Below are 20,767 nucleotides of genomic sequence, written 5' to 3' on the forward strand. Positions count from 1 at the left end.
CATTTCTCCAAGGCGCGCAACGGGCCGGTCAGCGGATCGGGCAGGACAGCTCACCGGCCGTGCGGGTACGCACGTACCAGCCGGCGTGTTCGGCGATGAGGTCGAGGACGTGGGCGATGTCGTCCACGGTGGTCTCCGGGTGGAGCAGGGTGAACTTCAGGTGGTGCGCGCCGTCCACCGTGGTCCCCGCGACCAGGGCGGCGCCGGACGCGGCGAGCGCCTCGCGGGCGTACAGGTTGGCCTCGTCGACGAGGGGCCGGCCGGGACCGGTCGGCAGGTAGCGGAAGACCACGGTGCTGAGCTGGGACCGGGTCACCACCTCGAACCGGGGGTCCTCGGTGAGCAGCCGCCAGGCGGCGTCGGCCCGGTCGATCACCTCGTCGAAGAGCGCCCCGACCGCGTCCGGACCCATGATGCGCAGGGTCAGCCAGAGCTTCAGGGCGTCGAAGCGGCGGGTGGTCTGGATGCTCTTGTCCACCTGGTTGGGGATGCGCTGCTCGACGGCGCGGGCCGGGTTGAGGTAGTCGGCGTGCCAGGTGGCGTGCCGCAGCACCCGGCGGTCGCGCACCAGCAGCGCGCTGGAGCTGACCGGCTGGAAGAACGACTTGTGGTAGTCCACGGTCACCGAGTCGGCCCGCTCGATGCCGTCGAGCAGGTGCCGCCGGGTCGGCGAGACCAGCAGCCCGCAGCCGTACGCGGCGTCGACGTGCAGCCACACGCCGGCCGCCGCGCAGAGGTCGGCGATCTGCGGCAGCGGGTCGATGGTGCCGAAGTCGGTGGTGCCGGCGGTCGCCACCACGGCCATCACCCGCAGCCCCTCGCGGCGGCAGCGGTCGAGTTCCCGGGCCAGCTCGTCGGTACGCATCCGGCGGTCGGCGTCGGTGCCCACCGCGACCACCGCGTCGGCGGCGAGGCCGAGCAGCTTCGCCGCCTTCTGCACGCTGAAGTGGCCGGCCGCCGAGGTGAGCACGCGCAGCCGGGACAGCGACTCGGGGCGGGCGCCCGCGCCGCCGTCCGCGGCGACGGCCTCCTCCCGGGCGAGCAGCATCGCCTGGAGGTTGGACTGCGTCCCGCCGCTGGTGAACACGCCGTCGGCGGCCGGCCCCAGCCCGACGCGGTCGACCGTCCAGTCGATCAGCCGGCGCTCGATGAGGGTGCCGCCGGCGCTCTGGTCCCAGGTGTCCATGGAGGAGTTCACCGCGCTGAGCACCGCCTCGCCGAGCAGCGCGGGGATCACCACCGGGCAGTTCAGGTGCGCCAGGTAGCGCGGGTGGTGGAAGTACACGGCGTCGCGCAGGTAGACGTCCTGGAGTTCGTCGAGCGCCGCCCCGGTGTCGCCGAGCGGCCGATCCAGGTCGATGCCGGCGATCCGGGGGGCGAGGTCCTGCGGGGTCACGCCGGTGAAGGGGCGGTCGGCGGCGGCCACCCGCTCGGCCACCCGGTCGATCCCGTCGGCCAGCACCCGGCGGTAGTGGGCGACGGAGCCGGCGGTGAACAGGTGGGCCCGGCCGGCGGTCGCCGGACCGGGAACCGCTTCGGTCGGGAGGGCCTGAACGGTTGCTCCGGGCAGACGCATGGCAGTCCTCAATGGTCGAGTGGGCACGGCGGGAGGACGGGTGACGGCGCGGCGTCCACCAGCGGTCCCGAGTTGATCGAGTGAAGTTAGGTTACCCTAACCTAAGTTACGGTCAACGCCGTACCGGCTCGGCGCGTCGGGGTTCGGGCGTCCGCTGCGGCTCCTCGCCGGAGGCGTCGGCCGCGGGGGCGAACCGCCGCTGGTGGGCGACGCCCACCACGACGCCGAGCAGCACCAGGACCACGCAGGCCGCCGCGACCACGGGGCACCCCGCCCGATCGGCGGCGGCCAGCCCGACCGAGGCCGCCACGAACGAGCAGACCAGCCCGAAGGACGACAGGACGGTGAAGTCGGTGCCGCCGGTGCCGGGCCGGGAGTAGTCCATGTTGACCGTGTAGAGCACCACGTTGGCCACCGTGTACGCGGCCATGAAGCAGCACAGCGCCGCGACCGTCGCGCCCACCGGCGCCCGCCCGGTCAGCAGCGGCAGCAGCAGCACCGTGGAGACCACGAGGGACACCCCCGCGACCACCAGGACCGCGCCGCGGCCGAACCGGCCCACGCCTGCGCCGGCGAGCAGCCCGGCCACGACGGCCGGGGCGCTGGTGACCACGCCGGTCACCACCCCGATCCGCCCCAGCGACCAGCCCGCGTCCACCAACGCCGGCGTGACCAGCGCGTACGGCGCACCGGCGCCGGTGTAGACCAACGGCACCACGCCGAAGGTCCACCACCGACAGCCCGGCTGGGCGAACACCGACAGCAGCGCCCGGTACGCCTGACCGGCGGAGCCCACCCGGTCGGTCCGCACCGGCTCCCGGAACCGCCACACCACCAGCAGGCCCAGCGCGGTCAGCCCGGCCAGCAACAGGACCGCCGCCCGCCAGCCGAACCGGTCGTAGACGACCACACAGGCACCGCCGCCGAGCAGGTTGCCGAGGTAGCTGGCGGCGACCTGGACGCCGTTGCCGGCCCCCCGGCCGCGCGCCGACAGCAGCCGGACGGCGACCGCGTCGACGGCGATGTCCTGGGTGGCGGAGAGGAAGACGTACGCGGCGCAGATCGCGACGATCGGGCCGAGCTGCCCGGCGGGGCGGTCGAACGGCAGCAGGGCCAGCAGGGACAGCACCAGGCCGCCCTGGAGCACCAGCAGCCAGGAGCGGTAGTGGCCCCGGCGGCGTGATCCGTACCGGTCGAGCAGCGGTGCCCAGAGGAACTTGAGCGGCCAGACCAGGCCGACGAACTGCAGCAGCGCCAACGTGTCCAGCGACGTGCCGCCGTCGCGCAGGATGGCGGTCAGGCCGACGGTGATGAAGCCGACCCCGAGGTACTGGGTGACGTAGAGCGCCGTCAGCGTGCCGAGGCGACCGTTCACCGGGCACTCCAGTACCCGAGTGATGTCACCTGGTGCCGGCCCGCGCCGAGGGTGCGCCGTACGTGTCGGGTGATGCTGCGTGTGCTGGCCGCCTCGCAGGCGACCCAGTAGTGGGCGTCCGGGGCGGCGGGCAGCGCCGCGCAGACCGTCTCCACCAGGTGCCGCCCCTCGTCCTGGCGGGGGACCCAGGTCACCTCGTGTCCGGTGCGGGCCCGGGGCGTCAGAGCCTGCTCGCCCTCGTGGGCGTACTCCAGCCACACCGTCGCCGGGATGTCGGCGGCGGTGTCGAGCAGGCTGTTCACCGCCGGCAGCGAGGCGGCGTCGCCGATCAGGTAGAGGTGCGCCGGCGCGGGATCGGGCAGGCGGAACGAGCTGCCCTGCACCGTGGCCTCGATGGTGTCGCCGACCTCGGCGGCGGCCGCCCAGCGCGCGGCGCACCCGTCGTGCAGGGCGAACTCCAGGTGGAACCGCCCGGTGGCCGGGTCCGGGTCGACCAGCGTGTACGCGCGCTGGTGCGGCCGGCCGTCGTCGTCGAACCAGAGCCGGATCCACATGGTCGGGTGCACCCCGCAGGCCTCCAGCAGGCCACCACCGTCCACCAGCAGCCGCTGGTAGTGACCGCCGACCGACTCGGCGCCGAGCACGGTGAGCCGGAAGTTCCGGCCCCCCATGGCCTTGAGCACCAGGGCCTCCCAGTTGCGCTTCACGTCTGACCCTCCAGTAAGGTTCGCCTTAGTTAGGGGAGGCTAACCTAAGTTGATATTCGATGAGCACGCGGCTCACCGGGGCTCCGGACCGGCCGTGCGATGACGGGCGTCTATCGCGACGCCCGGGGCGTGCCGCACCTGCGCGCCGATTCGGTCGACGAGCTGGCCCGGCTGCAGGGCCGGGTGGCAGCCCTCGACCGGGCCTGGCAGATCGAGGTCGAACGATGGCGCTCCGAGGGGCGGCTCGCCGCGCACGTCGGCCCCGACGCGCTGAGCTGGGACCGGTTCGCCCGGCGCGCCCGACTCGACGACACCGCCCGGCGGTGCTTCCACCGCCTCTCCCCCGCCACCCGGCGCTGGGTCGCCGCCTACGCGGCCGGCGTCAACGACGGGCTCGCCGAGGGCGCCGCCGGTGCCCCCGAGTTCGCGGCGGTCGGGGTGGCCCCCGGACGCTGGCAGCCGTGGTCGCCGCTGGGCGTCTTCGCAGTCCAGCACATCCTCTTCTCCACCTTCCCGAACAAGCTCTGGCACGCCCACGTCGCCGCGACCCTCGGCCCGGACGCGACCGACCTCTTCGCCGTCGAGGGGCCCGGGGGGGGCCGGCAGCAACGCCTGGGCGGTGCCGGGCGACGCCGCGACCGGCCGGGCGCCCGTCATCGCCGGCGACCCGCATCGGCTGCTCGAACTGCCCGGCATCTACCAGCAGGTACGCCTGGCCTGCCCCGAGTTCGACGTGCTCGGCTTCGCCTTCCCCGGGGTGCCGGGGCTGCCCCACTTCGGGCACGCCGGCGAGGTGGCCTGGGCGGTCACCAACGCGATGGCCGACTACCAGAACCTCTACCGCGAGCAGCTGCGGCGCGACGGCGACCGGGTGCTGGCCCGCGACGCCGACGGCTGGGTGCCGGCGCGGCGCCACGTCGAGCGGATCGACGTACGCGGCGGCGAACCGGAGACCGTGGAGGTGATCGAGACGCCGCGCGGGCCGGTGATCGACCACGACCGGCACACCGGCGAGGCGATCAGCCTGCGCACCCCGGCCCGGGTCGAGGCGGACCTCGGCTTCGAGGCGCTGCTGCCGCTGCTGCGCTCCCGCACCGTCGACGACGTCGCCGACGCACTGCGCTCCTGGGTCGAGCCGGTCAACAGCGTCCTCGTGGCCGACCGGAGCGGAGCCGTGCACCAGCTGGTCGCCGGGCTCGTGCCCGAACGGGACGAGCGGTGCCGGCGGGAACCGGTGCCCGGCTGGGACCCGCGTTACCGCTGGCGCGGAGGCTACGCCGAGACCAAGCCGGTCGCGGTCGAGGAGGTCGCGGTCTGCGCCAACGACCGCCGCCCCGACGTGGCCGACCTCGGCGTCGACTTCGCCCCGCCACACCGCGCCGACCGGATCCGGGCCCTGCTGGCCGACGGCGTCGCGCCGCAGGACGTGCACATGGACACCCGGCTCGCCGCCACTCCGCTGCGCGCGCTGCTCGACCGGCTCGACGCCGACCAGCTCAGCCCGCCCGCGCGGGAGCTGCGGGACCGGCTCACCGCCTGGGGCGGCGCGATGCGGGCCGACAGCCACGACGCCGGCGCCTTCGCGGCCTGGCGTACCGCCCTGGTCCGCCGGCTGCACGCGCACCCGAGCCTGCGTCCGTTGCGCGCCCCCGGCGCGTACGACGAGTTGTTCACGCCGTGGACGGACCCGCTGGCGCGCCTCGGCCATGCCCTCGACGGCGTCGTCGCCGGGCTGCACCGCCTCGGCGTCGACGTGGCGCCGGTGGCGGCCGCGGCCCTGGCCGACGTGGCCGCCGAGGGGCCGCCGACGGCCTGGGGCCGGCGGCACCTGCTGCGCCCGGTGCACCTCGGGGTGGCCCCCGCCGTCGACGCGGCGGTGACCGCCATGCGGGCCGCGGTCTCGCTGGGCGGCGACACCGACTGCGTGCTCGCCACCACCAGCGTTCCCGGCGTCTCCGACGCCTGCTGGCGCGGGCCGGTCGCCCGCTACGTGTGGGATCTCGCGGACCGCGCCCGCAGCCGCTGGATCGTCCCCTTCGGCGCGTCCGGACGCCCCGACGACCCGCACTTCGCCGACCAGCTGCCCCGCTGGGCGGCCGGCGAGCTGGACCCGGTGGACACCGACTGGCGACACCTGACCCGAGAACCAGGAGACGAGAACACGTGACGTACCAGCAGGACATCCCCGGCTTCGGCCAGCTGCGGCTCGTCGTGGTCGACCCGGCCGCCCACGCCGAGCTGCTGCACGGCTGGGTGACCCAGCCGCGCGCGAGGTTCTGGGGTATGGGCGCGTACACCGTGGACGAGGTGCGCGAGGTGTACGCCTTCATCGACGGGCTGACCACCCACCACGCGTACCTGATCATGCTCGACGGGGTTCCGGTCGGCCTGTTCCAGACCTACCTGCCCGAGGCGGACCCGGTCGGCGAGCGGTACCCGGTGCAGCCCGGCGACATCGGGATGCACCTGCTGCTCGCCCCCGACCGGGAGACACCGCGCGGCCTGACCACCGCCGTCGGCCCGGCCCTGGCCCGCTTCCTGTTCCGCGACCCCACCCGGCAGCGGATCGTGGTCGAACCGGACGTCCGCAACCACCTCGCGCTGCGGCGTCTGGAACGCGAGGGCTTCACCTTCGACGAGGAGATCGAGATGCCCGACAAGCGCGCCCAACTCGCCTTCCTCACCCGCTCCCGCTTCGAATCCGACCACCCCACCCCCTGACCCCCGCCCGCCGGCCCTCGGTTCGCCGGCCCGCGCGGTTTGCGGCGTGTCGGTCTGTGGAGTGGCCGCAGGACGTGTCGATCACTCCCACGATGGCCCGCTCCCAGCACATCGATTGGCCGCCGACCACCGCCGGCCTGGTCCTGCCGGCGTGACACGGAGCGGCTATGGGGCTGGGCGGGTGGCGTAGTCGGCGAGTGAGAGTTCGAGAGCGTCGAAGGCGACGTGCGCATTACGGGTGATGGCCTGGGCGATGTCGTCGTTGTCCTGGCCGGCCAGGGTGCGGCGCATGGTTTCCTCGAACAGCAGCCGGTGGACGCCGGCCAGTTGGGTGGCGGCGACGCGAGGGGTGATGTCGTCGGGCTCGGCGCCGGTTGCCTCGGTCAGGGCGGCGGCGAGGGCCTTCTCCCGGTCGTCGTGGAACTCGCGGAGACGGGCCACCAGGGCCGGGCTATCGGTGATCATGCGGGCGAACCGGGGGCCGGAGAACCCGATGACCGGGTCGTGCGCGGCCACCGCGGTCAGATAGGCGCGGCGCAGCGCGGCGAGCGCCGACTCGCCCGGTTGGCGTTCGCGGACGGTCGTGGCGAGCTGCTGGACAAAGACGTCGTGCATGTCCAGGGCCAGGTCTTCCTTACGGGGGAAGTAGTTGGTCACGGTCATCTTGGCCACCTCGGCCGCAGCCGCGACATCCGCGATCGTCACGTTGTCGAAGCCGCGTTCGAGGAACAGCCGGGTGGCCTGGTTGGAGATCTTCTCCCTGGTCTGCTGCTTCTTGAGAGCGCGGAGGCCAGTGGTCTGGGCGGTCATGCCGTCACTATACGTGGGTCCAGCCAAAATTTATCCTTGACATCTCTTTGGGTCGGATCTAAATTTAGGTCCGTGCAAGCGAGCGGCAGGCACAGAAGGGCAGCCACCATGTCAGCCAAACTCCGCAACATCACCGCTGATAACCGGGGCGGTGCCGGGAAGGCGCGACACCCGCGTACCGACCACCGCGTCGTCGCGATGCGGCAGCGCACCGCACTACCGGTTCGCCAGCGCGGCCCGCGCCGGATCCCCGGCCGCCGCTGACCGACCCGACCGACCGACTCCAGTCGCCGATCCGGAAGGACACCTCTTGCCTGCCACTACCCGCGCCACGACCGCCGGCCTCACCACCGACGCGGTGGCCGACTATCTCAAGAGGATCGGCCGTACGCCGCTGCTGACCGCGGAGCAGGAGGTTCGCCTGGGGGAACGCATTGAAGCCGGAGTCATCGCCCAGCAGCGACTCGACGCCGACGGCGACCAGCTCGGCCCCGCCCAGCGCGCCGAGCTGCGGCGGCACGCGGCGGAGGGACAGCGCGCCAAGCAGCACATGGCCGAGGCCAACCTCCGGTTGGTCGTCTCGATCGCCAAGCGGTACGCCGTGGCCGGGCGGCTGCCCCTGCTCGACCTGATTCAGGAGGGCAATATCGGGATGATGCGCGCGGTGGACAAGTTCGACCACCGGCGTGGGTTGAAGTTCTCCACCTACGCCACCTGGTGGATCAGGCAGGCGATCGGGCGGGCCCTGGCCGACCAGGGACGCACCATCCGGCTACCCGCCCACCTGGTGGAGGAGCTGAACCGGGTGAACCGCGCTCGCCGCGCGATGGCCCAGGAGCTCGATCGGGACCCCACGCCCGGCGAGATCGCGGCGCGCCTGGACCTGTCCGTGGACAAGGTGGAACTGCTGCTGCGCTACGACCGGGATCCGGTCTCGCTCGACATCCCGGTCGGCGTGGACGCTGGCACCGGCCTGCGCGACCTCATTCCCGACGACGCGCCCGGCCCCGCCGCCACGGTCGCGGCCCAGTGGCGGCGCCGCTACCTGAACACCGTGCTCGCCACCTTGTCCGAGCGGGAAGCGGTCGTGATCTGCCAGCGATACGGCCTGGACGACGACCGACCCCAGACCCTGGACCAGATCGGCAAGAAGCACGGGCTGACCCGGGAACGCATCCGCCAGATCGAAAGCCAGGCGATGCGAAAACTGCGCCATCCCACTCGCGCCCGCGTGCTGGCCGACCTGCACGCGTGACGCACCGCCCAAGCCGGAAGCACGAGACCATCTCAGCCCGAGGACATCTCTTGTCACCTGACCCCATGACCGTCCACCCGCTCCCCGCCTTCGACCGCGTGGTCTTCCTCAAACCCCTGGTCACCTCGCCGAAGATCGTCGTCGGTGAGTACACGTACTACGACGACCCCGACGGCGCGACCGACTTCGAGCACCGCAACATGCTCTACGGCTACGGGCCGGAGCGGCTGATCATCGGCAAGTACTGCGCGATCGCCACCGGCACCCGGTTCCTGATGGCCGGCGCCGACCATCCCACGATGGGGGTGTCCACCTTCCCGTTCACCATGTTCGGCGGTGACTGGGCCGAGAAGACGCTGGAGATCGTGACCGGGATGCCGAGCCGTGGCGACACCGTCGTCGGCAACGACGTGTGGTTCGGCTACCGGGCCACCGTCATGCCCGGCGTGCGGATCGGCGACGGCGCCATCATCGCCGCCGGTGCGGTGGTCACCGCCGATGTGCCGCCGTACACCATCGTCGGCGGCAACCCGGCCCGCCCGATCCGCCAGCGATTCGACGACTCCGACATCGAACGGCTCCGCCGCGCCGCCTGGTGGGACTGGCCCGCCGAACTCGTCACCGAACACGCGCACACCATCATGGCCGGCACCCCGGCCGACATCGCCCGCATCGCCGCCGAACAGGGACTGGAGGTCGCATGAATTAGGTGTCGATCGATGGCAGGTCAGCCCCGCCCACGCCCCACGCCCGCCGACACCGATTCCTCATATAGAGAAAGAGTGGCTACTCCCCGTGGAGTAGCCACTCTTTCTCTGGAAGTGGGCGTCGGGAGGGTCAGGCGGTGAGGTACTTGGCGAGGTCGTCGAGGATCTTGTTGGCGGCGCCGACGCCGATGCCGGTCATCCAGACCTCGTCGGAGACGACGTGCGCCTTGCCGGCCTTGACGGCGGACAGACCCTTCCAGAGCGAGCCGGCGGTGACCTTGGCCTGCTCGGCGGCGGCCTTCTCGCCGTACGCGGTCACGAAGATGACGTCACCGTCGACCTCGTTGATCCGCTCGGCGCTGACCAGGTCGAAGCGCTTGTCCTCCTTGCCCTCCAGGCGCTGCCGCTCGGGGCGGCCCAGCCCGGTGTCGCCGACGACGATGCCGGAGAAGGAGTCCGGGCCGTACACCCGGATGTTGCCCGGGATGAAGCGCACGATGGAGACCTCGCGGGAGGCGGCGTCGCCCAGCTTCGCGCCGAACTCCTTGGCCCGCTTCTCGTACCCGGTGAGCAGGTCACGGGCCTGCTGCTCCTTGCCGAGCGCCTTGCCGTCGAGGAGCAGGTTCTCCTTCCAGGTGATGCCGACCTTCTCGGTGAAGACGGTGGGCGCGATGGCGCTCAGCTCGTCGTAGAACTTCTCCTGGCGGAACTTGCTGCCCAGGATCAGGTCCGGCTTCAGCGCGGTGATGGCCTCCAGGTCGGGCTCGGTGAGCACCCCGACCTCCTTGATGCCGGCGAGCTTCTCCTCGCCGAAGTAGGTGGGCCAGCTCTTCGCCTCACCGGCGGTGGCGGCGCCGACCGGCGTCACGCCGAGCGAGATCGCGGTGTCGATCTTGTCGGTGTCGAGCACCACCACGCGCTTCGGCTCGGCCGGCACCTTGGTGCTGCCCATGGCGTGGGTGATCTCCCGGGTCTCCCCGGTGGCGGTGCCGGCGACCGGATCGCTCTCCCCGCAGGCGGTGAGGCCCACGCCGAGGGCGAGGGCCGCGGTGAGGGTGGCGGCGAGACGACGCATCAGAGTCCTTTCGAGGGGTACGGGCCGACGCGCGGGTCGTCCGCGCCGTCGACTGGAGGGCGGGCCGCCGGAGCGGTCGGGCCCACGGGATTCGAGCCGGCCGGGCCGGCGGCTGAGGGCGTGCCGGCGGTGGACATGGAACCGACGGCCGCAGGCACGTCGACGGCGGGAGCGGAGAGCGGGGCGCCGGGCAGCGGGGCCAGCGACGGGCTGGTGAGGCCGGGCACCACCAGCGGGGCACCGGTCACCGGGCAGGGCACCACCACGCAGTCCAGCCCGAAGACGTCCCGGACCAGCTCCGCGGTGAGGATCTCCCGGGGCGGCCCGGCGGCGACCACGGACCCGGCCCGCATCGCCACCAGGTGGTCGGCGTACCGGGCGGCCTGGTTGAGGTCGTGCAGCACGGCGACCACGGTGCGGCCCCGCTCGGCGCGCAGCCGGTGCAGCAGGTCCAGCACCTCGACCTGGTGGGCCAGGTCGAGGAAGGTGGTCGGCTCGTCCAGCAGCAGCGCCTCGGTGTCCTGGGCGAGGGTCATCGCGATCCAGACCCGCTGCCGCTGACCACCGGAGAGGGTGTCCACCGGCCGGTCGGCGAGCCCGGCGACGTCGGCGAGCGCCATCGCGCGGTCCACCGCGACGGCGTCCTCCTCCGACCACTGCCGCCACCACCGCTGGTACGGCTGCCGCCCGCGCCCGACCAGGTCGGCCACGGTGACGCCCTCCGGCACCAGCGGGCTCTGCGGCAGCACGCCCAGCCGGCGGGCCACCTCCCGGGTGGGCAGGTCGCGGATGGCGGTGCCGTCCAGCAGCACGGCGCCGCGTCGGGGCGTGAGCAGCCGGGCCATGGTGCGCAGCAGGGTGGACTTGCCGCAGGCGTTCGGCCCGACGATGACGGTGAACGCGTCGGCGGGCAGCTCGAGGTCGAGCCCGTCCAGCACGGTCCGTTCGTCGTAGCCGGCGACCAGGTCGCGGGTGGAGAGCATCGCGCCTCCTGTGCCAGGGGTGGACGTCACGACGACCGCCGACGGCCGCGGACCAGCAGGAACATCAGGTACGGCCCGCCGATGGCGGCGGTGAGCACGCCCGCCGGCAGTTGGGTGGGGGCGAACAGCCGCCGGCCGGCGAGGTCGGCCAGCACCAGCAGCAGCGCGCCGAGCAGCGCGGCGCACACCAGCGGCGGCCGCTCGGCCCGGACCAGCCGGCGGGCCACCTGCGGGGCGACCAGGGCGACGAAGTCGACCGCGCCGACCTGGGCGGTGACGGTGGCCGCGACGACGACGCCGGTGGCGGCCAGGCCGATCCGGCGGGCCACCGGCCGCAGCCCGATCCCCCGGGCGGTGTCGTCGTCGAGCGCGGAGCCGTTGAGCGCCCAACCGGCCCAGGCCAGCACCGGCAGCAGCACGGCCAGGGTGAGCGCGATCCAGACCGTCTCGGTCCAGCCCTTGCCGGCGAGGGTGCCGATCAGCCAGATCTGGGCCCGCAGCCCGTCGATCGGGTCGGCGGAGAGCATGACCACCTCGGTCAGCGCCCGCAGCGCGAACGCGACGGCGACGCCGGCCAGCACGAACCGCTGCGCGGCCAGCCCGTGCCGGGCGCCCAGCGCGAGCAGCAGGACCGCGGCGGCGAGCCCGCCGACCAGGGCGGCCGGGGCGACCAGCACGGCGGCCGCGCCGGTGGTGATCGCGACGGTGGCGGCCAGCCCGGCGCCCTGGGTGATGCCGATGACGTCGGGGCTGGCCAGCGGGTTGCGGGCCACGCTCTGGATGAGCGTGCCGGCGATCCCGAAGGCCGCACCGGCCGTCGCGGCCAGCACGAGCCGGGGCAGCCGCAGGTCGAGCACGACCAGGTCGTACGGGGTGCCGGCGCCGGAGAGCGCGCGGAGCACGTCGGCCGGGGCGACGTACGGGGTGCCGAGGCTAAGGCTGAGCAGCCCGGCGAGGGCGAGCAGCACGATGCAGGCGAGCGCGACGAGCACCGCGCGGCGGCGCACCTGGAGGCTGACCGGCCCGACCCGCAGCAGGGATCGTCCGGGCAGCCCGGCCAAGCCGGTCGGGGCGGCGGCGGTCACGTCGCGGACGCTCACGCGGTCACCACCTTCGCCCGGCGCACCAGGTACGCCAGCAGCGGCGCGCCGATCAGCGCGGTGATGATCCCGGCCGGCACCTCGCCGGGCGGGGCGATCAGCCGGCCGACGATGTCCGCGCCCAGCAGCAGGGTGGGGCCGAGCAGGGCGGAGACGCCGAGCGTCCAGCGGTGGTCGGCTCCGACGAGGGCCCGGGCCAGGTGTGGCACGGCGAGCCCGACGAAGGCGATCGGCCCGGCGGAGGCGACCGCGGCGCCGGTGAGCAGCACGGCGGCCACGCCGCCGCCGAGGCGTACCAGGCCGATCCGGTGGCCCAGGCCGCGGGCGACGTCGTCGCCGAGGGCGAGCGCGTCGAGGCCGCGGGCCACCACCGCGGCCAGGGCCAGCCCGGCGAGCACGAACGGCAGCACCTGCGCGGCGACGCCGAGGTCCCGCCCGGTCAGCCCGCCGACGACCCAGAACCGGTACTCCTCGAAGGTGCGCGCGTCGATGCTGAGCAGCGCGTACACGACGGAGGCGAGGCTGGCGTCGAGGGCCGCGCCGATCAGCGCGAGGGTGACCGGGCTGGCGCCCTCGCGGGTCCGGTTGGCGACGGCGAAGACCAGCAGGCCGGCGCCGAGCGCGCCGGCGATGCCGAACCAGACGTACCCGGCGAGGCTGCCGACGCCGAAGACGGCGATGGCGAGCACCACGCCGAAGGAGGCGCCGGCGCTGATGCCGAGGATCCGCGGCTCGGCGAGCGGGTTGCGGGTGAGCGCCTGGAAGAGCACCCCGGCGACGGCGAGGGCGAGGCCGACGACCAGACCCAGGGCGGTACGCGGCATCCGCAGCTCGCGCACGATGGTGCTCGCCGTGCCCCCGTCGGGGGCGACCAGCGCGTCCCAGACCTGGCCCACGGCCAACGGCCGGCTGCCCAGCGCGAGGCTGGCCAGCACGGCGAGCAGGAGCGCGAGCCCGGCCGCGACGGCGACGGCGGTGCGGCGGCCCCGCTGTCCGCCGGTGCGGCGGGCGGCGCCGACCGGACGCGCGGCGAGGGTGGTCACGATGCTCCCGAGCTGGAACTAAGGTTCGCCTTACCTTAGCGGAGACGTGAAGGGTGTCCTAACCGAGCATCGTCGATAAGCCGCCGACCCGGGCACACGGGAACCAACCGGGGAAAATCACCCCTACCCTGGGTCCATGCGATTCGACCAGCACACCGTCGTCCTGCTCAGCCGCCCGGCGGACGCGCCGGAGCTGCCCCGGAACGCGGCGGACCTGCTGCGCGACGCCCACCTGGCGCATCAGGCGGGGCTGGTGGAGCAGGGGCTCGTGCTCGCCGCCGGACCGTTCCTGGACCCCGACGACCCCACCCTGCGCGGTCTCGCCGTGCTGCCGATCGGCGCGGCCGAGGCGCGCGAGCTGTACGCCAACGACCCGGCGGTGCGCGCCGGCCAGCTCGTGGTCCGGGTGGCGAGCTGGCTGGTGCCGGAGGGCAACGTGCGCTACGAGAGCGTGGGCGTGCCCCGGTCGATGCTGGAGGCCGCCGCCGGCGACTGAGGGGCCGGCGGTCAGTCCTCGGAGGCCGGCCGGCTGCTCGGCACGATCGGCATCGGCCACTGCCCGGTGCGTACCGGCATCGGCGCGTCGAGCTGGTGGTCGGCCCAGACGTACGTCTCCGGCAGCAGGTCGGTGATCGGCACCGGCCGCAGCGCGTCCATCGGCCCGAGGATCACCTTGATCGACGGGAAGTAATCCAGCAGCACCTGGCGGCACCGCCCGCAGGGCGGGATGACCCCCCGTCCCCGGTCACCCACGGCGACGATGGCCTCCAGCTCGCCCGCCCCCTGGGTGGCGGCGGCGCCGATCGCGACCACCTCGGCGCACGGGCCGCCGGTGAAGTGGTAGACGTTCACGCCGGTGAAGACCCGCCCGTCGGCGGTCCGGGCGGCGGCGGCGACGGTGTGGTTGTCGCTGCGGCAGCGCAGCTTCGCGACCGCGGTCGCCGCCTGCACCAGCGCGCGGTCGGTGTCCAGCATCGTCATGTCGCGGCCCCCGGATCGGTGTCGGTCCGCGGAAACTCTAGCCTGGCCGACCACCCGCCCCGGGCAGCGACGCCGCCGGGGTGTGGCGGGCACGACCGGGTAACCCGGGGGCGCTGCGGCGGCCGGCTGCCTATCCTTGGCGACGACATGCAGAATCCAGCCGTACCCGCCGATGCCGTCACCGTCCGCGAGCTGCACCGCCGCCTCTCCCCGCTGATGTTCCGCGACCAGCGCCGCCTGCAGCGGCGGCTGGACGGCGTACGCAAGCTCCGGGACCCGCAGCGGCGCGACGGCGCGCTCGCCGAGATCGCCGCGGACGTGGCCCGGGCCGAGGCCCGGCTGGCGGAGCGGCGGGCCGCCGTGCCCGTGATCACCTACCCGGCGCAGCTGCCGGTCAGCGAGCGCCGCGACGACATCGCCGCCGCCATCCGCGACCACCAGGTGGTGATCGTGGCCGGTGAGACGGGCTCCGGCAAGACCACCCAGCTGCCCAAGATCTGCCTCGAGCTGGGGCGCGGCATCAACGGGCTGATCGGGCACACCCAGCCCCGCCGGCTCGCCGCCCGCACGGTCGCCGACCGGATCGCCGAGGAACTCGGCACCGAGCTGGGCGACGTGGTCGGCTACAAGGTGCGCTTCACCGACCAGGTGAGCGACCGCAGCCTCGTCAAGCTGATGACCGACGGCATCCTGCTGGCCGAGTTGCAGACCGACCGGATGCTGCGCCAGTACGACACGCTGATCATCGACGAGGCGCACGAGCGCAGCCTCAACATCGACTTCATCCTCGGGTACCTCCGGCAGCTCCTCCCCCGCCGTCCCGACCTCAAGGTGATCATCACCTCGGCCACCATCGAGACCGACCGGTTCGCGAAGCACTTCGCCGACGCCGACGGCGAGCCGGCCCCGATCGTCGAGGTCTCCGGGCGGACGTACCCGGTCGAGGTGCGGTACCGGCCGCTGGTCGAGGTGAGCGAGGCCGAGGAGGACGAGGGCGACGACGAGGAGAACGTCCGGGACCAGATCCAGGCCATCGGCGACGCGGTCGAGGAGCTGGCCGCCGAAGGGCCCGGCGACATCCTGGTCTTCCTCAGCGGCGAGCGGGAGATCCGGGACACCGCCGACGCCCTGGGCAAGCTGGTGCAGAAGAAGCGGTCGCTGCTCGGCACCGAGATCCTCCCGCTGTACGCCCGGTTGTCGAGCGCCGAGCAGCACCGGGTCTTCGCCCCGCACGCGGGCCGGCGGGTGGTGCTGGCCACCAACGTCGCCGAGACGTCGCTGACCGTGCCCGGCATCAAGTACGTGGTGGACCCGGGCACCGCCCGGATCTCCCGCTACTCGACCCGGCTCAAGGTGCAGCGGCTGCCCATCGAGGCCGTCTCCCAGGCGTCGGCCAACCAGCGTAAGGGCCGCTGCGGGCGTACCTCGGACGGCATCTGCATCCGCCTCTACGACGAGCAGGACTTCCTCTCCCGGCCCGAGTTCACCGACCCGGAGATCCTGCGCACCAACCTCGCCTCGGTCATCCTCCAGATGACCTCGATCGGGCTGGGTGACATCGCCGCCTTCCCGTTCATCGACCCGCCCGACCGGCGCAACGTCGCCGACGGCGTCAACCTGCTGCACGAGCTGGGCGCGCTCGACCCGACCGAGAGCGACCCGGCGAAGCGCCTCACCGCGCTGGGCCGGCGGCTGGCCCAGCTGCCGGTCGACCCGCGGCTGGCCCGGATGGTCCTCGAGGGCGAGCGCAACGGCTGCGCCACCGAGGTCGTGGTGATCGCCGCCGCGCTCTCCATCCAGGACCCGCGCGAGCGGCCGGCGGAGAAGCAGGCCCAGGCCGACCAGGCGCACGCCCGGTTCGCCGACAAGGAGTCGGACTTCGTCGCCTTCCTCAACCTCTGGCGGTACCTGCGGGAGCAGCAGCGGGCGCTGTCGTCCAGCGCGTTCCGCCGGATGTGCAAGGCCGAGTACCTGAACTACCTGCGGGTCCGCGAGTGGCAGGACATCGTCAGCCAGTTGCGCCAGGTGCTGCGCACCCCGGACCAGGGCGGCGGCGGCGGACGCGGCCGGCGCGGCGCGGAACAGGCCGAGGCGGACGGCGGCCGGCGCGGCCCGACCGCGGACCTGCCGGAGGAGATCGACACCCCGAAGGTGCACCAGTCGCTCCTGCCCGGCCTGCTGTCCCACATCGGGCTCAAGGACGCGCAGAAGCACGAGTACCTGGGGGCGCGCGGCGCGAAGTTCGGGATCTTCCCCGGCTCGGCGCTGTTCAAGAAGCCGCCGCGCTGGGTGATGGCGGCCGAGCTGGTGGAGACCTCCCGGCTGTGGGGCCGGGTCGCCGGGCGGGTCGAGCCGGAGTGGGTCGAGCCGCTGGCGCAGCACCTGGTCAAGCGCAGCTACAGCGAGCCGCACTGGGAGAAGAAGCAGGCCGCGGTGATGGCCTACGAGAAGGTCACCCTGTACGGCATTCCGCTGGTCACCTCCCGGAAGGTCAACTTCGGGCGGATCGACCCGGCGCTGTCCCGGGAGCTGTTCATCCGGCACGCCCTGGTGGAGGGCGACTGGCAGACCCATCACCAGTTCTGGCGGGACAACCAGCGGCTGCTCACCGAGATCGAGGAGCTGGAGAACCGGGCCCGGCGGCGGGACATCCTGGTCGACGACGAGACGATCTTCCACTTCTACGACCAGCGCATCCCCGCCGACGTGGTCTCCGGCCGGCACTTCGACTCGTGGTGGAAGACGACCCGCCGGGAGCAGCCCGAGCTGCTCACCTTCACCCGGGAGCTGCTGGTCAACGCCGGGCGTGGCGGGGTGGACGAGGCCGACTACCCGGACGAGTGGCAGGCCGACGGGGTCACCCTGCCGCTGACCTACACCTTCGACCCGGGCACCCCGGCCGACGGGGTGACCGTGGACATCCCGCTGCCGCTGCTCAATCAGGTGCCGGCGGAGAGCTTCGACTGGCAGGTGCCGGGGCTGCGCGAGGAACTGGTCGTCGCGCTGATCCGGTCGCTGCCCAAGGCGGTCCGGCGCAACTTCGTCCCGGTGCCGGACTTCGCCCGGGCCGCGCTGGCGGCGATGCCCGCGGGCGAGGAGCCGCTGCTCGACGCGCTGACCCGGCAGCTGCGCCGGATGACCGGCGTGACCGTGCCGCGCGACGCCTGGGACCTCGACCGGCTCCCGGCCCACCTGCGGGTCAGCTTCCGGGTGCTCGACGAGGAGAACAAGCCGGTCGCCGAGGGCAAGGACCTGCCGGCCCTGCAACGCCGGCTGCGCCAGGAGGTACGCCAGGTCGTGGCCGCCGCCGCGCCCGACGTCGCCCGGACGGGCCTCCGTGAGTGGAGCATCGACGATCTTCCTCGCACCATCGAGCAGGTCCGGGCCGGCTACGCGGTGACCGCGTACCCGGCGCTGGTCGACGAGGGCACGACGGTCGGGGTGAAGGTGTTCGACTCCGAGGCCGAGCAGGCCGCGGCGCACTGGGCGGGCACCCGGCGGCTGCTGCGGCTGACCGTGCCGTCGCCGGCGAAGTTCCTCCAGGGGCGACTGTCCAACGAGGCGAAGCTGGCGTTGAGCCGCAACCCGCACGGCGGGGTGCAGGAGCTGATCTCCGACGCCACCGGCGCGGCGATCGACAAGCTGATCGGTGACGCGGGCGGACCGGCCTGGGACGCCGAGGGCTTCGCCGCGCTGCGCGAGCGGGTCCGCGCCGACCTGGTCGACACCGTGGTCGAGGTGATGGAGCGGGTCCGCCGGGTCCTCGCCGCCGCGTACGCGGTGGAGCAGCGGCTCGGCGCGACCCGGAACCTGGCCGTGGTGGCCGCCCTGGCCGACATCCGCCAGCAGCTCTCCGGACTGGTGCACAAGGGATTCGTCACCGAGGCGGGGTACGCGCGCCTGACCGACCTGCTGCGCTACCTGACCGGGATCGAGCGGCGGCTGGACCGGCTGCCCGGCAACCCGCAGCGGGACAAGCAGCAGCAGGACCGGATCGCGGTGGTGCAGAAGGAGTACGCCGACATGGTGGCGGCGCTGCCGCCCAGCCGCCGGCAGTCCGCGGCGGTCCGGCAGATCCGCTGGATGATCGAGGAGCTGCGGGTGAACGTGTTCGCCCAGGCGCTGGGCACCCCGTACCCGGTGTCGGAGCAGCGCATCTACCGGGCGATGGACGACGCCGAGGGTCGCTGACCCCGTCCACTGCAACAAACCATTGACTGTTTGCAGTGGACGGGTCTAGCGTCTGCGCCTAGGAAAGCCCTTTCCTCAGGCGAAAGGCGGTCCACCCGATGCCCTCCCCCCTGCTTCCGGACGGCCATCCCACCGCCGTCCTCGACGAACTGCCCCCGCACCGCTGCTCCTGCGGGATCACCCGCCGCGCCTTCGTCGCCGAGTCCGGCGGCGCGATGAGCGTGCACCTGCTGCGAGTGCAGCAGGCCACCACCCACTACCACCGGGTCGCCACCGAGGTCTACGTGATCCTCGACGGCACCGGCGAGGTGGAGCTGGACGGCGTACGGCACGAGGCGAAGCCGATGTCGGCCTTCCTGATCAGGCCGGGCACCCGGCACCGCGCCATCGGCGACCTCACCGCGCTGGTGGTCTGCCTGCCCGCGGCGGACGACACCGATGAGTACGTCGACTGAGCCGGCGCCGGTGACGCTGCCCGGCGGCGTCGGCGTCTCCCGCCTACGGGTCTACGACACCACCGCGCCGGACGGGCTGGCCGGCGGCACCCCGCACCTGCACCTGGCCTGCACCGAGGGGTACGTGGTGACCGGCGGCGCGGGACTGGTGCAGACCCTGACCCTCGACGGATACCGGGAGATCCCGCTGCACCCCGGCGCGGTGGTCTGGTTCGAGCCGGGCACGATCCACCGGCTGGTCAACCACGACCGGCTGGAGATCACCGTGCTGATGCAGAACAGCGGCCTGCCGGAGGCCGGGGACGCGGTGCTGACCCTGCCCCCCGAGTTGCTCGCCGACGCCGACCGGTACGCCACCGCCGTACGGCTGCCGGGCGGCGGCGCGCCGGGCGGCGACCTCGCGGCCGCGTACGCGCGTCGGGACCTGGCCGTGCACGGCTTCCTGCGGCTGCGCGCGGCCCTGGCCGCCGGCGACCCGGGGCCGCTGCGGGAGTTCCACGCGGCGGCGGCGCGGCTGGTCCGGCCGGGGCTGGACCGCTGGCGGCGACGCTGGCGCACCGGCGCGCTGGACGCGGCCGAGCGGACCGGCCGGCACCTGGACGCGCTCGCCGAGGGCCGGCCGGAGCACCTGGCCGACGCCCGGGTCCGCTGGCGGAACCGGCCGCACGAGCACGGCCGGCTCGGCATGTGCGGGCTGCTCGACACCTACCCCGCCGGCTGACCCGCCGGCCGATGCGTCCCCTGATCCGGACCTCGCCGTTTTCAAGAAAGCGCTTACCCGGTCCGGCCGCCCCGCCCCACCGATTCCCGAGGAGGAGTCCCGTGCCCGAGCAAGCGGTCAACCAGGGCGTGGAACTGGCCGAGCCGTCACCCACCCCACCGACGGTCCCCGCCGACCCACCCCCGGCGGCACCCGCCGATCCGGAACCGGCGCCCCGGTCCCGCGTCGCCCGACGGCTGGCGGCGACGGCCGAGGCGCTCTGGCGGCCGGTCCTGCTGCTCGCCGCCGTCGTCGCCGTCTGGTGGTTCGTCTCCGCCCGCGGGTACGTGCCGAACTACCTCGTCCCCACCCCCGGGCAGGTCTGGACCACCACCGTCGAGCAGTGGCCGTTCCTGCTGCGCAACACCACCGTCACGCTCTACGAGACGGTCGTCGGCTTCGTGCTCGCCGCGCTGCTCGGGCTCGGCACCGCGATCCTGATCGCCTACTCCCGGACGATGGAACGGGCGATCTACCCGATCGTGCTCTTCGCCCAGGTGATCCCGAAGATCGCCATCGCCCCGCTGCTGGTGGTCTGGTTCGGGGTGGGCTTCGCGCCGAAGGTCATCCTGGCGGTCCTGATCGCCTTCTTCCCGGTGGTGATCTCCGGCGTGGCCGGGCTGCGCTCGACCGACCCGGAACTGATCGACCTCGCGGCCACCATGGGCGCCGGCCCCTGGCGCACCTTCCGCAAGATCCGCTTTCCGAACGCGCTGCCGCACCTGATGAGCGGGCTCAAGGTCGCCGTCACCCTCGCCGTCGTCGGCGCGGTGGTCGGCGAGTTCGTCGGGGCCGACGAGGGCCTCGGCTACGTCCTGCTGCTCGCCAACGGCAACCTCGACGCCGCGCTGCTCTTCGCCGACCTGTTCCTGATGTCGCTGATCGGCATCGCGCTGTTCGTGGTGGTCGAGGTCGCCGAGGCGCTGCTCATCCCCTGGCACGCCAGCCGTCGCAGTGGCGTGCCGCTGACCACCTCCTGACCCGTTCCGCACCACCACACCCCACCGTCCGCACCGCTGCTGGAGGCA

16 protein-coding genes and 2 pseudogenes are annotated in these 20,767 nt (G+C 73.4%); 9 read left to right on the forward strand and 9 right to left on the reverse strand.

What is annotated here, in order from left to right:
• Nucleotides 1-28: 28 nt before the first annotated feature.
• From V6U88_RS14575 to V6U88_RS14585, 3 genes are all read right to left on the reverse strand, one after another.
• A complete protein-coding gene (locus tag V6U88_RS14575; RefSeq protein ID WP_334453283.1) occupies nucleotides 29-1,576 on the reverse strand; it encodes a pyridoxal phosphate-dependent decarboxylase family protein in 1,548 nt (515 codons plus the stop codon).
• A 112-nt stretch (nucleotides 1,577-1,688) separates the two neighbouring features.
• The gene (locus V6U88_RS14580) at nucleotides 1,689-2,951 is read right to left on the reverse strand and encodes an MFS transporter (RefSeq protein ID WP_334453285.1); all 1,263 of its coding nucleotides are present in this window, start codon (nucleotides 2,949-2,951) and stop codon (nucleotides 1,689-1,691) included.
• Complete coding sequence (locus V6U88_RS14585) at nucleotides 2,948-3,658, reverse strand: siderophore-interacting protein (RefSeq protein ID WP_334453288.1); 711 nt, start codon at nucleotides 3,656-3,658, stop codon at nucleotides 2,948-2,950. The genes V6U88_RS14580 and V6U88_RS14585 overlap by 4 nt, the downstream gene beginning before the upstream one ends.
• 99 nt (nucleotides 3,659-3,757) lie before the next feature.
• Here V6U88_RS14585 and V6U88_RS14590 point away from each other — a divergent pair.
• Both V6U88_RS14590 and V6U88_RS14595 read left to right on the forward strand, forming a co-directional pair.
• Nucleotides 3,758-5,825: pseudogene (locus tag V6U88_RS14590) on the forward strand (penicillin acylase family protein).
• Nucleotides 5,822-6,379 carry a GNAT family N-acetyltransferase gene (locus V6U88_RS14595; protein WP_334453291.1) on the forward strand — a complete coding sequence of 186 codons (558 nt, stop codon included), beginning with the start codon at nucleotides 5,822-5,824 and terminating at the stop codon, nucleotides 6,377-6,379. Before V6U88_RS14590 ends, V6U88_RS14595 begins: the two are co-directional and overlap by 4 nt.
• 165 nt (nucleotides 6,380-6,544) lie before the next feature.
• Here V6U88_RS14595 and V6U88_RS14600 read toward each other — a convergent pair whose 3' ends face one another.
• Nucleotides 6,545-7,189, reverse strand: coding sequence for a TetR/AcrR family transcriptional regulator (locus tag V6U88_RS14600; RefSeq protein ID WP_334453293.1), 645 nt, complete (start codon nucleotides 7,187-7,189; stop codon nucleotides 6,545-6,547).
• Between the two features lie 358 nt (nucleotides 7,190-7,547).
• Here V6U88_RS14600 and V6U88_RS14605 point away from each other — a divergent pair, with 358 nt between their 5' ends.
• A complete protein-coding gene (locus V6U88_RS14605; RefSeq protein ID WP_334453295.1) occupies nucleotides 7,548-8,444 on the forward strand; it encodes a sigma-70 family RNA polymerase sigma factor in 897 nt (298 codons plus the stop codon).
• A 65-nt stretch (nucleotides 8,445-8,509) separates the two neighbouring features.
• Nucleotides 8,510-9,148, forward strand: coding sequence for a CatB-related O-acetyltransferase (locus V6U88_RS14610; protein ID WP_334453297.1), 639 nt, complete (start codon nucleotides 8,510-8,512; stop codon nucleotides 9,146-9,148).
• 133 nt (nucleotides 9,149-9,281) lie between these two features.
• Here the strand turns inward: V6U88_RS14610 and V6U88_RS14615 are convergent, their stop codons facing one another.
• The 4 genes and pseudogenes from V6U88_RS14615 to V6U88_RS14630 all read right to left on the reverse strand — a co-directional run bounded on the left by V6U88_RS14615 (nucleotide 9,282) and on the right by V6U88_RS14630 (nucleotide 13,352).
• Complete coding sequence (locus V6U88_RS14615) at nucleotides 9,282-10,226, reverse strand: ABC transporter substrate-binding protein (protein WP_334453299.1); 945 nt, start codon at nucleotides 10,224-10,226, stop codon at nucleotides 9,282-9,284.
• A gap of 221 nt (nucleotides 10,227-10,447) precedes the next feature.
• A pseudogene (locus tag V6U88_RS14620) lies at nucleotides 10,448-11,209 on the reverse strand (ABC transporter ATP-binding protein); the annotation flags it as partial.
• A 26-nt stretch (nucleotides 11,210-11,235) separates the two neighbouring features.
• Complete coding sequence (locus tag V6U88_RS14625) at nucleotides 11,236-12,309, reverse strand: FecCD family ABC transporter permease (protein ID WP_334453301.1); 1,074 nt, start codon at nucleotides 12,307-12,309, stop codon at nucleotides 11,236-11,238.
• Nucleotides 12,306-13,352: a FecCD family ABC transporter permease gene (locus V6U88_RS14630; protein ID WP_334453304.1), complete on the reverse strand. Its 1,047-nt coding sequence runs from the start codon at nucleotides 13,350-13,352 to the stop codon at nucleotides 12,306-12,308. Before V6U88_RS14630 ends, V6U88_RS14625 begins: the two co-directional genes overlap by 4 nt.
• A gap of 136 nt (nucleotides 13,353-13,488) precedes the next feature.
• Here V6U88_RS14630 and V6U88_RS14635 point away from each other — a divergent pair, with 136 nt between their 5' ends.
• Entirely contained in the window at nucleotides 13,489-13,848 is a 360-nt protein-coding gene (locus V6U88_RS14635; RefSeq protein ID WP_334453306.1) for a YciI family protein, read from the forward strand.
• 11 nt (nucleotides 13,849-13,859) lie between these two features.
• On the opposite strand, the gene V6U88_RS14640 is transcribed toward V6U88_RS14635, so the two are convergent.
• Nucleotides 13,860-14,333: a cytidine deaminase family protein gene (locus V6U88_RS14640; RefSeq protein WP_334453308.1), complete on the reverse strand. Its 474-nt coding sequence runs from the start codon at nucleotides 14,331-14,333 to the stop codon at nucleotides 13,860-13,862.
• Between the two features lie 147 nt (nucleotides 14,334-14,480).
• Here V6U88_RS14640 and hrpA point away from each other — a divergent pair, with 147 nt between their 5' ends.
• The 4 genes from hrpA to V6U88_RS14660 all read left to right on the forward strand — a co-directional run bounded on the left by hrpA (nucleotide 14,481) and on the right by V6U88_RS14660 (nucleotide 20,719).
• Nucleotides 14,481-18,524, forward strand: coding sequence for an ATP-dependent RNA helicase HrpA (hrpA, locus tag V6U88_RS14645; RefSeq protein WP_334453310.1), 4,044 nt, complete (start codon nucleotides 14,481-14,483; stop codon nucleotides 18,522-18,524).
• Between the two features lie 98 nt (nucleotides 18,525-18,622).
• On the forward strand, nucleotides 18,623-18,979 hold the full coding sequence (locus V6U88_RS14650; protein ID WP_334453312.1) for a cupin domain-containing protein: 357 nt from the start codon (nucleotides 18,623-18,625) through the stop codon (nucleotides 18,977-18,979).
• Nucleotides 18,963-19,700, forward strand: a complete 738-nt coding sequence (locus V6U88_RS14655; RefSeq protein ID WP_334453314.1) for a cupin — start codon at nucleotides 18,963-18,965, stop codon at nucleotides 19,698-19,700. The genes V6U88_RS14650 and V6U88_RS14655 overlap by 17 nt, the downstream gene beginning before the upstream one ends.
• 101 nt (nucleotides 19,701-19,801) lie before the next feature.
• Nucleotides 19,802-20,719: an ABC transporter permease gene (locus V6U88_RS14660; RefSeq protein ID WP_334453316.1), complete on the forward strand. Its 918-nt coding sequence runs from the start codon at nucleotides 19,802-19,804 to the stop codon at nucleotides 20,717-20,719.
• The last annotated feature ends 48 nt before the right edge of the window (nucleotides 20,720-20,767 follow it).

The sequence above is a fragment of the Micromonospora sp. CPCC 205739 genome (assembly GCF_036906795.1).
GTDB lineage: Bacteria > Actinomycetota > Actinomycetes > Mycobacteriales > Micromonosporaceae > Micromonospora.

What these genes read in the sequence shown, in the direction of transcription:
- V6U88_RS14575 (WP_334453283.1), bottom strand. Translation starts at nt 1,576, where the DNA reads ATGCGTCTGCCCGGAGCAACCGTTCAGGCCCTCCCGACCGAAGCGGTT.
- V6U88_RS14600 (WP_334453293.1), bottom strand. Translation starts at nt 7,189, where the DNA reads ATGACCGCCCAGACCACTGGCCTCCGCGCTCTCAAGAAGCAGCAGACC.
- V6U88_RS14610 (WP_334453297.1), top strand. Translation starts at nt 8,510, where the DNA reads ATGACCGTCCACCCGCTCCCCGCCTTCGACCGCGTGGTCTTCCTCAAA.
- V6U88_RS14615 (WP_334453299.1), bottom strand. Translation starts at nt 10,226, where the DNA reads ATGCGTCGTCTCGCCGCCACCCTCACCGCGGCCCTCGCCCTCGGCGTG.
- V6U88_RS14635 (WP_334453306.1), top strand. Translation starts at nt 13,489, where the DNA reads ATGCGATTCGACCAGCACACCGTCGTCCTGCTCAGCCGCCCGGCGGAC.
- V6U88_RS14640 (WP_334453308.1), bottom strand. Translation starts at nt 14,333, where the DNA reads ATGACGATGCTGGACACCGACCGCGCGCTGGTGCAGGCGGCGACCGCG.
- hrpA (WP_334453310.1), top strand. Translation starts at nt 14,481, where the DNA reads ATGCAGAATCCAGCCGTACCCGCCGATGCCGTCACCGTCCGCGAGCTG.
- V6U88_RS14650 (WP_334453312.1), top strand. Translation starts at nt 18,623, where the DNA reads ATGCCCTCCCCCCTGCTTCCGGACGGCCATCCCACCGCCGTCCTCGAC.
- V6U88_RS14655 (WP_334453314.1), top strand. Translation starts at nt 18,963, where the DNA reads ATGAGTACGTCGACTGAGCCGGCGCCGGTGACGCTGCCCGGCGGCGTC.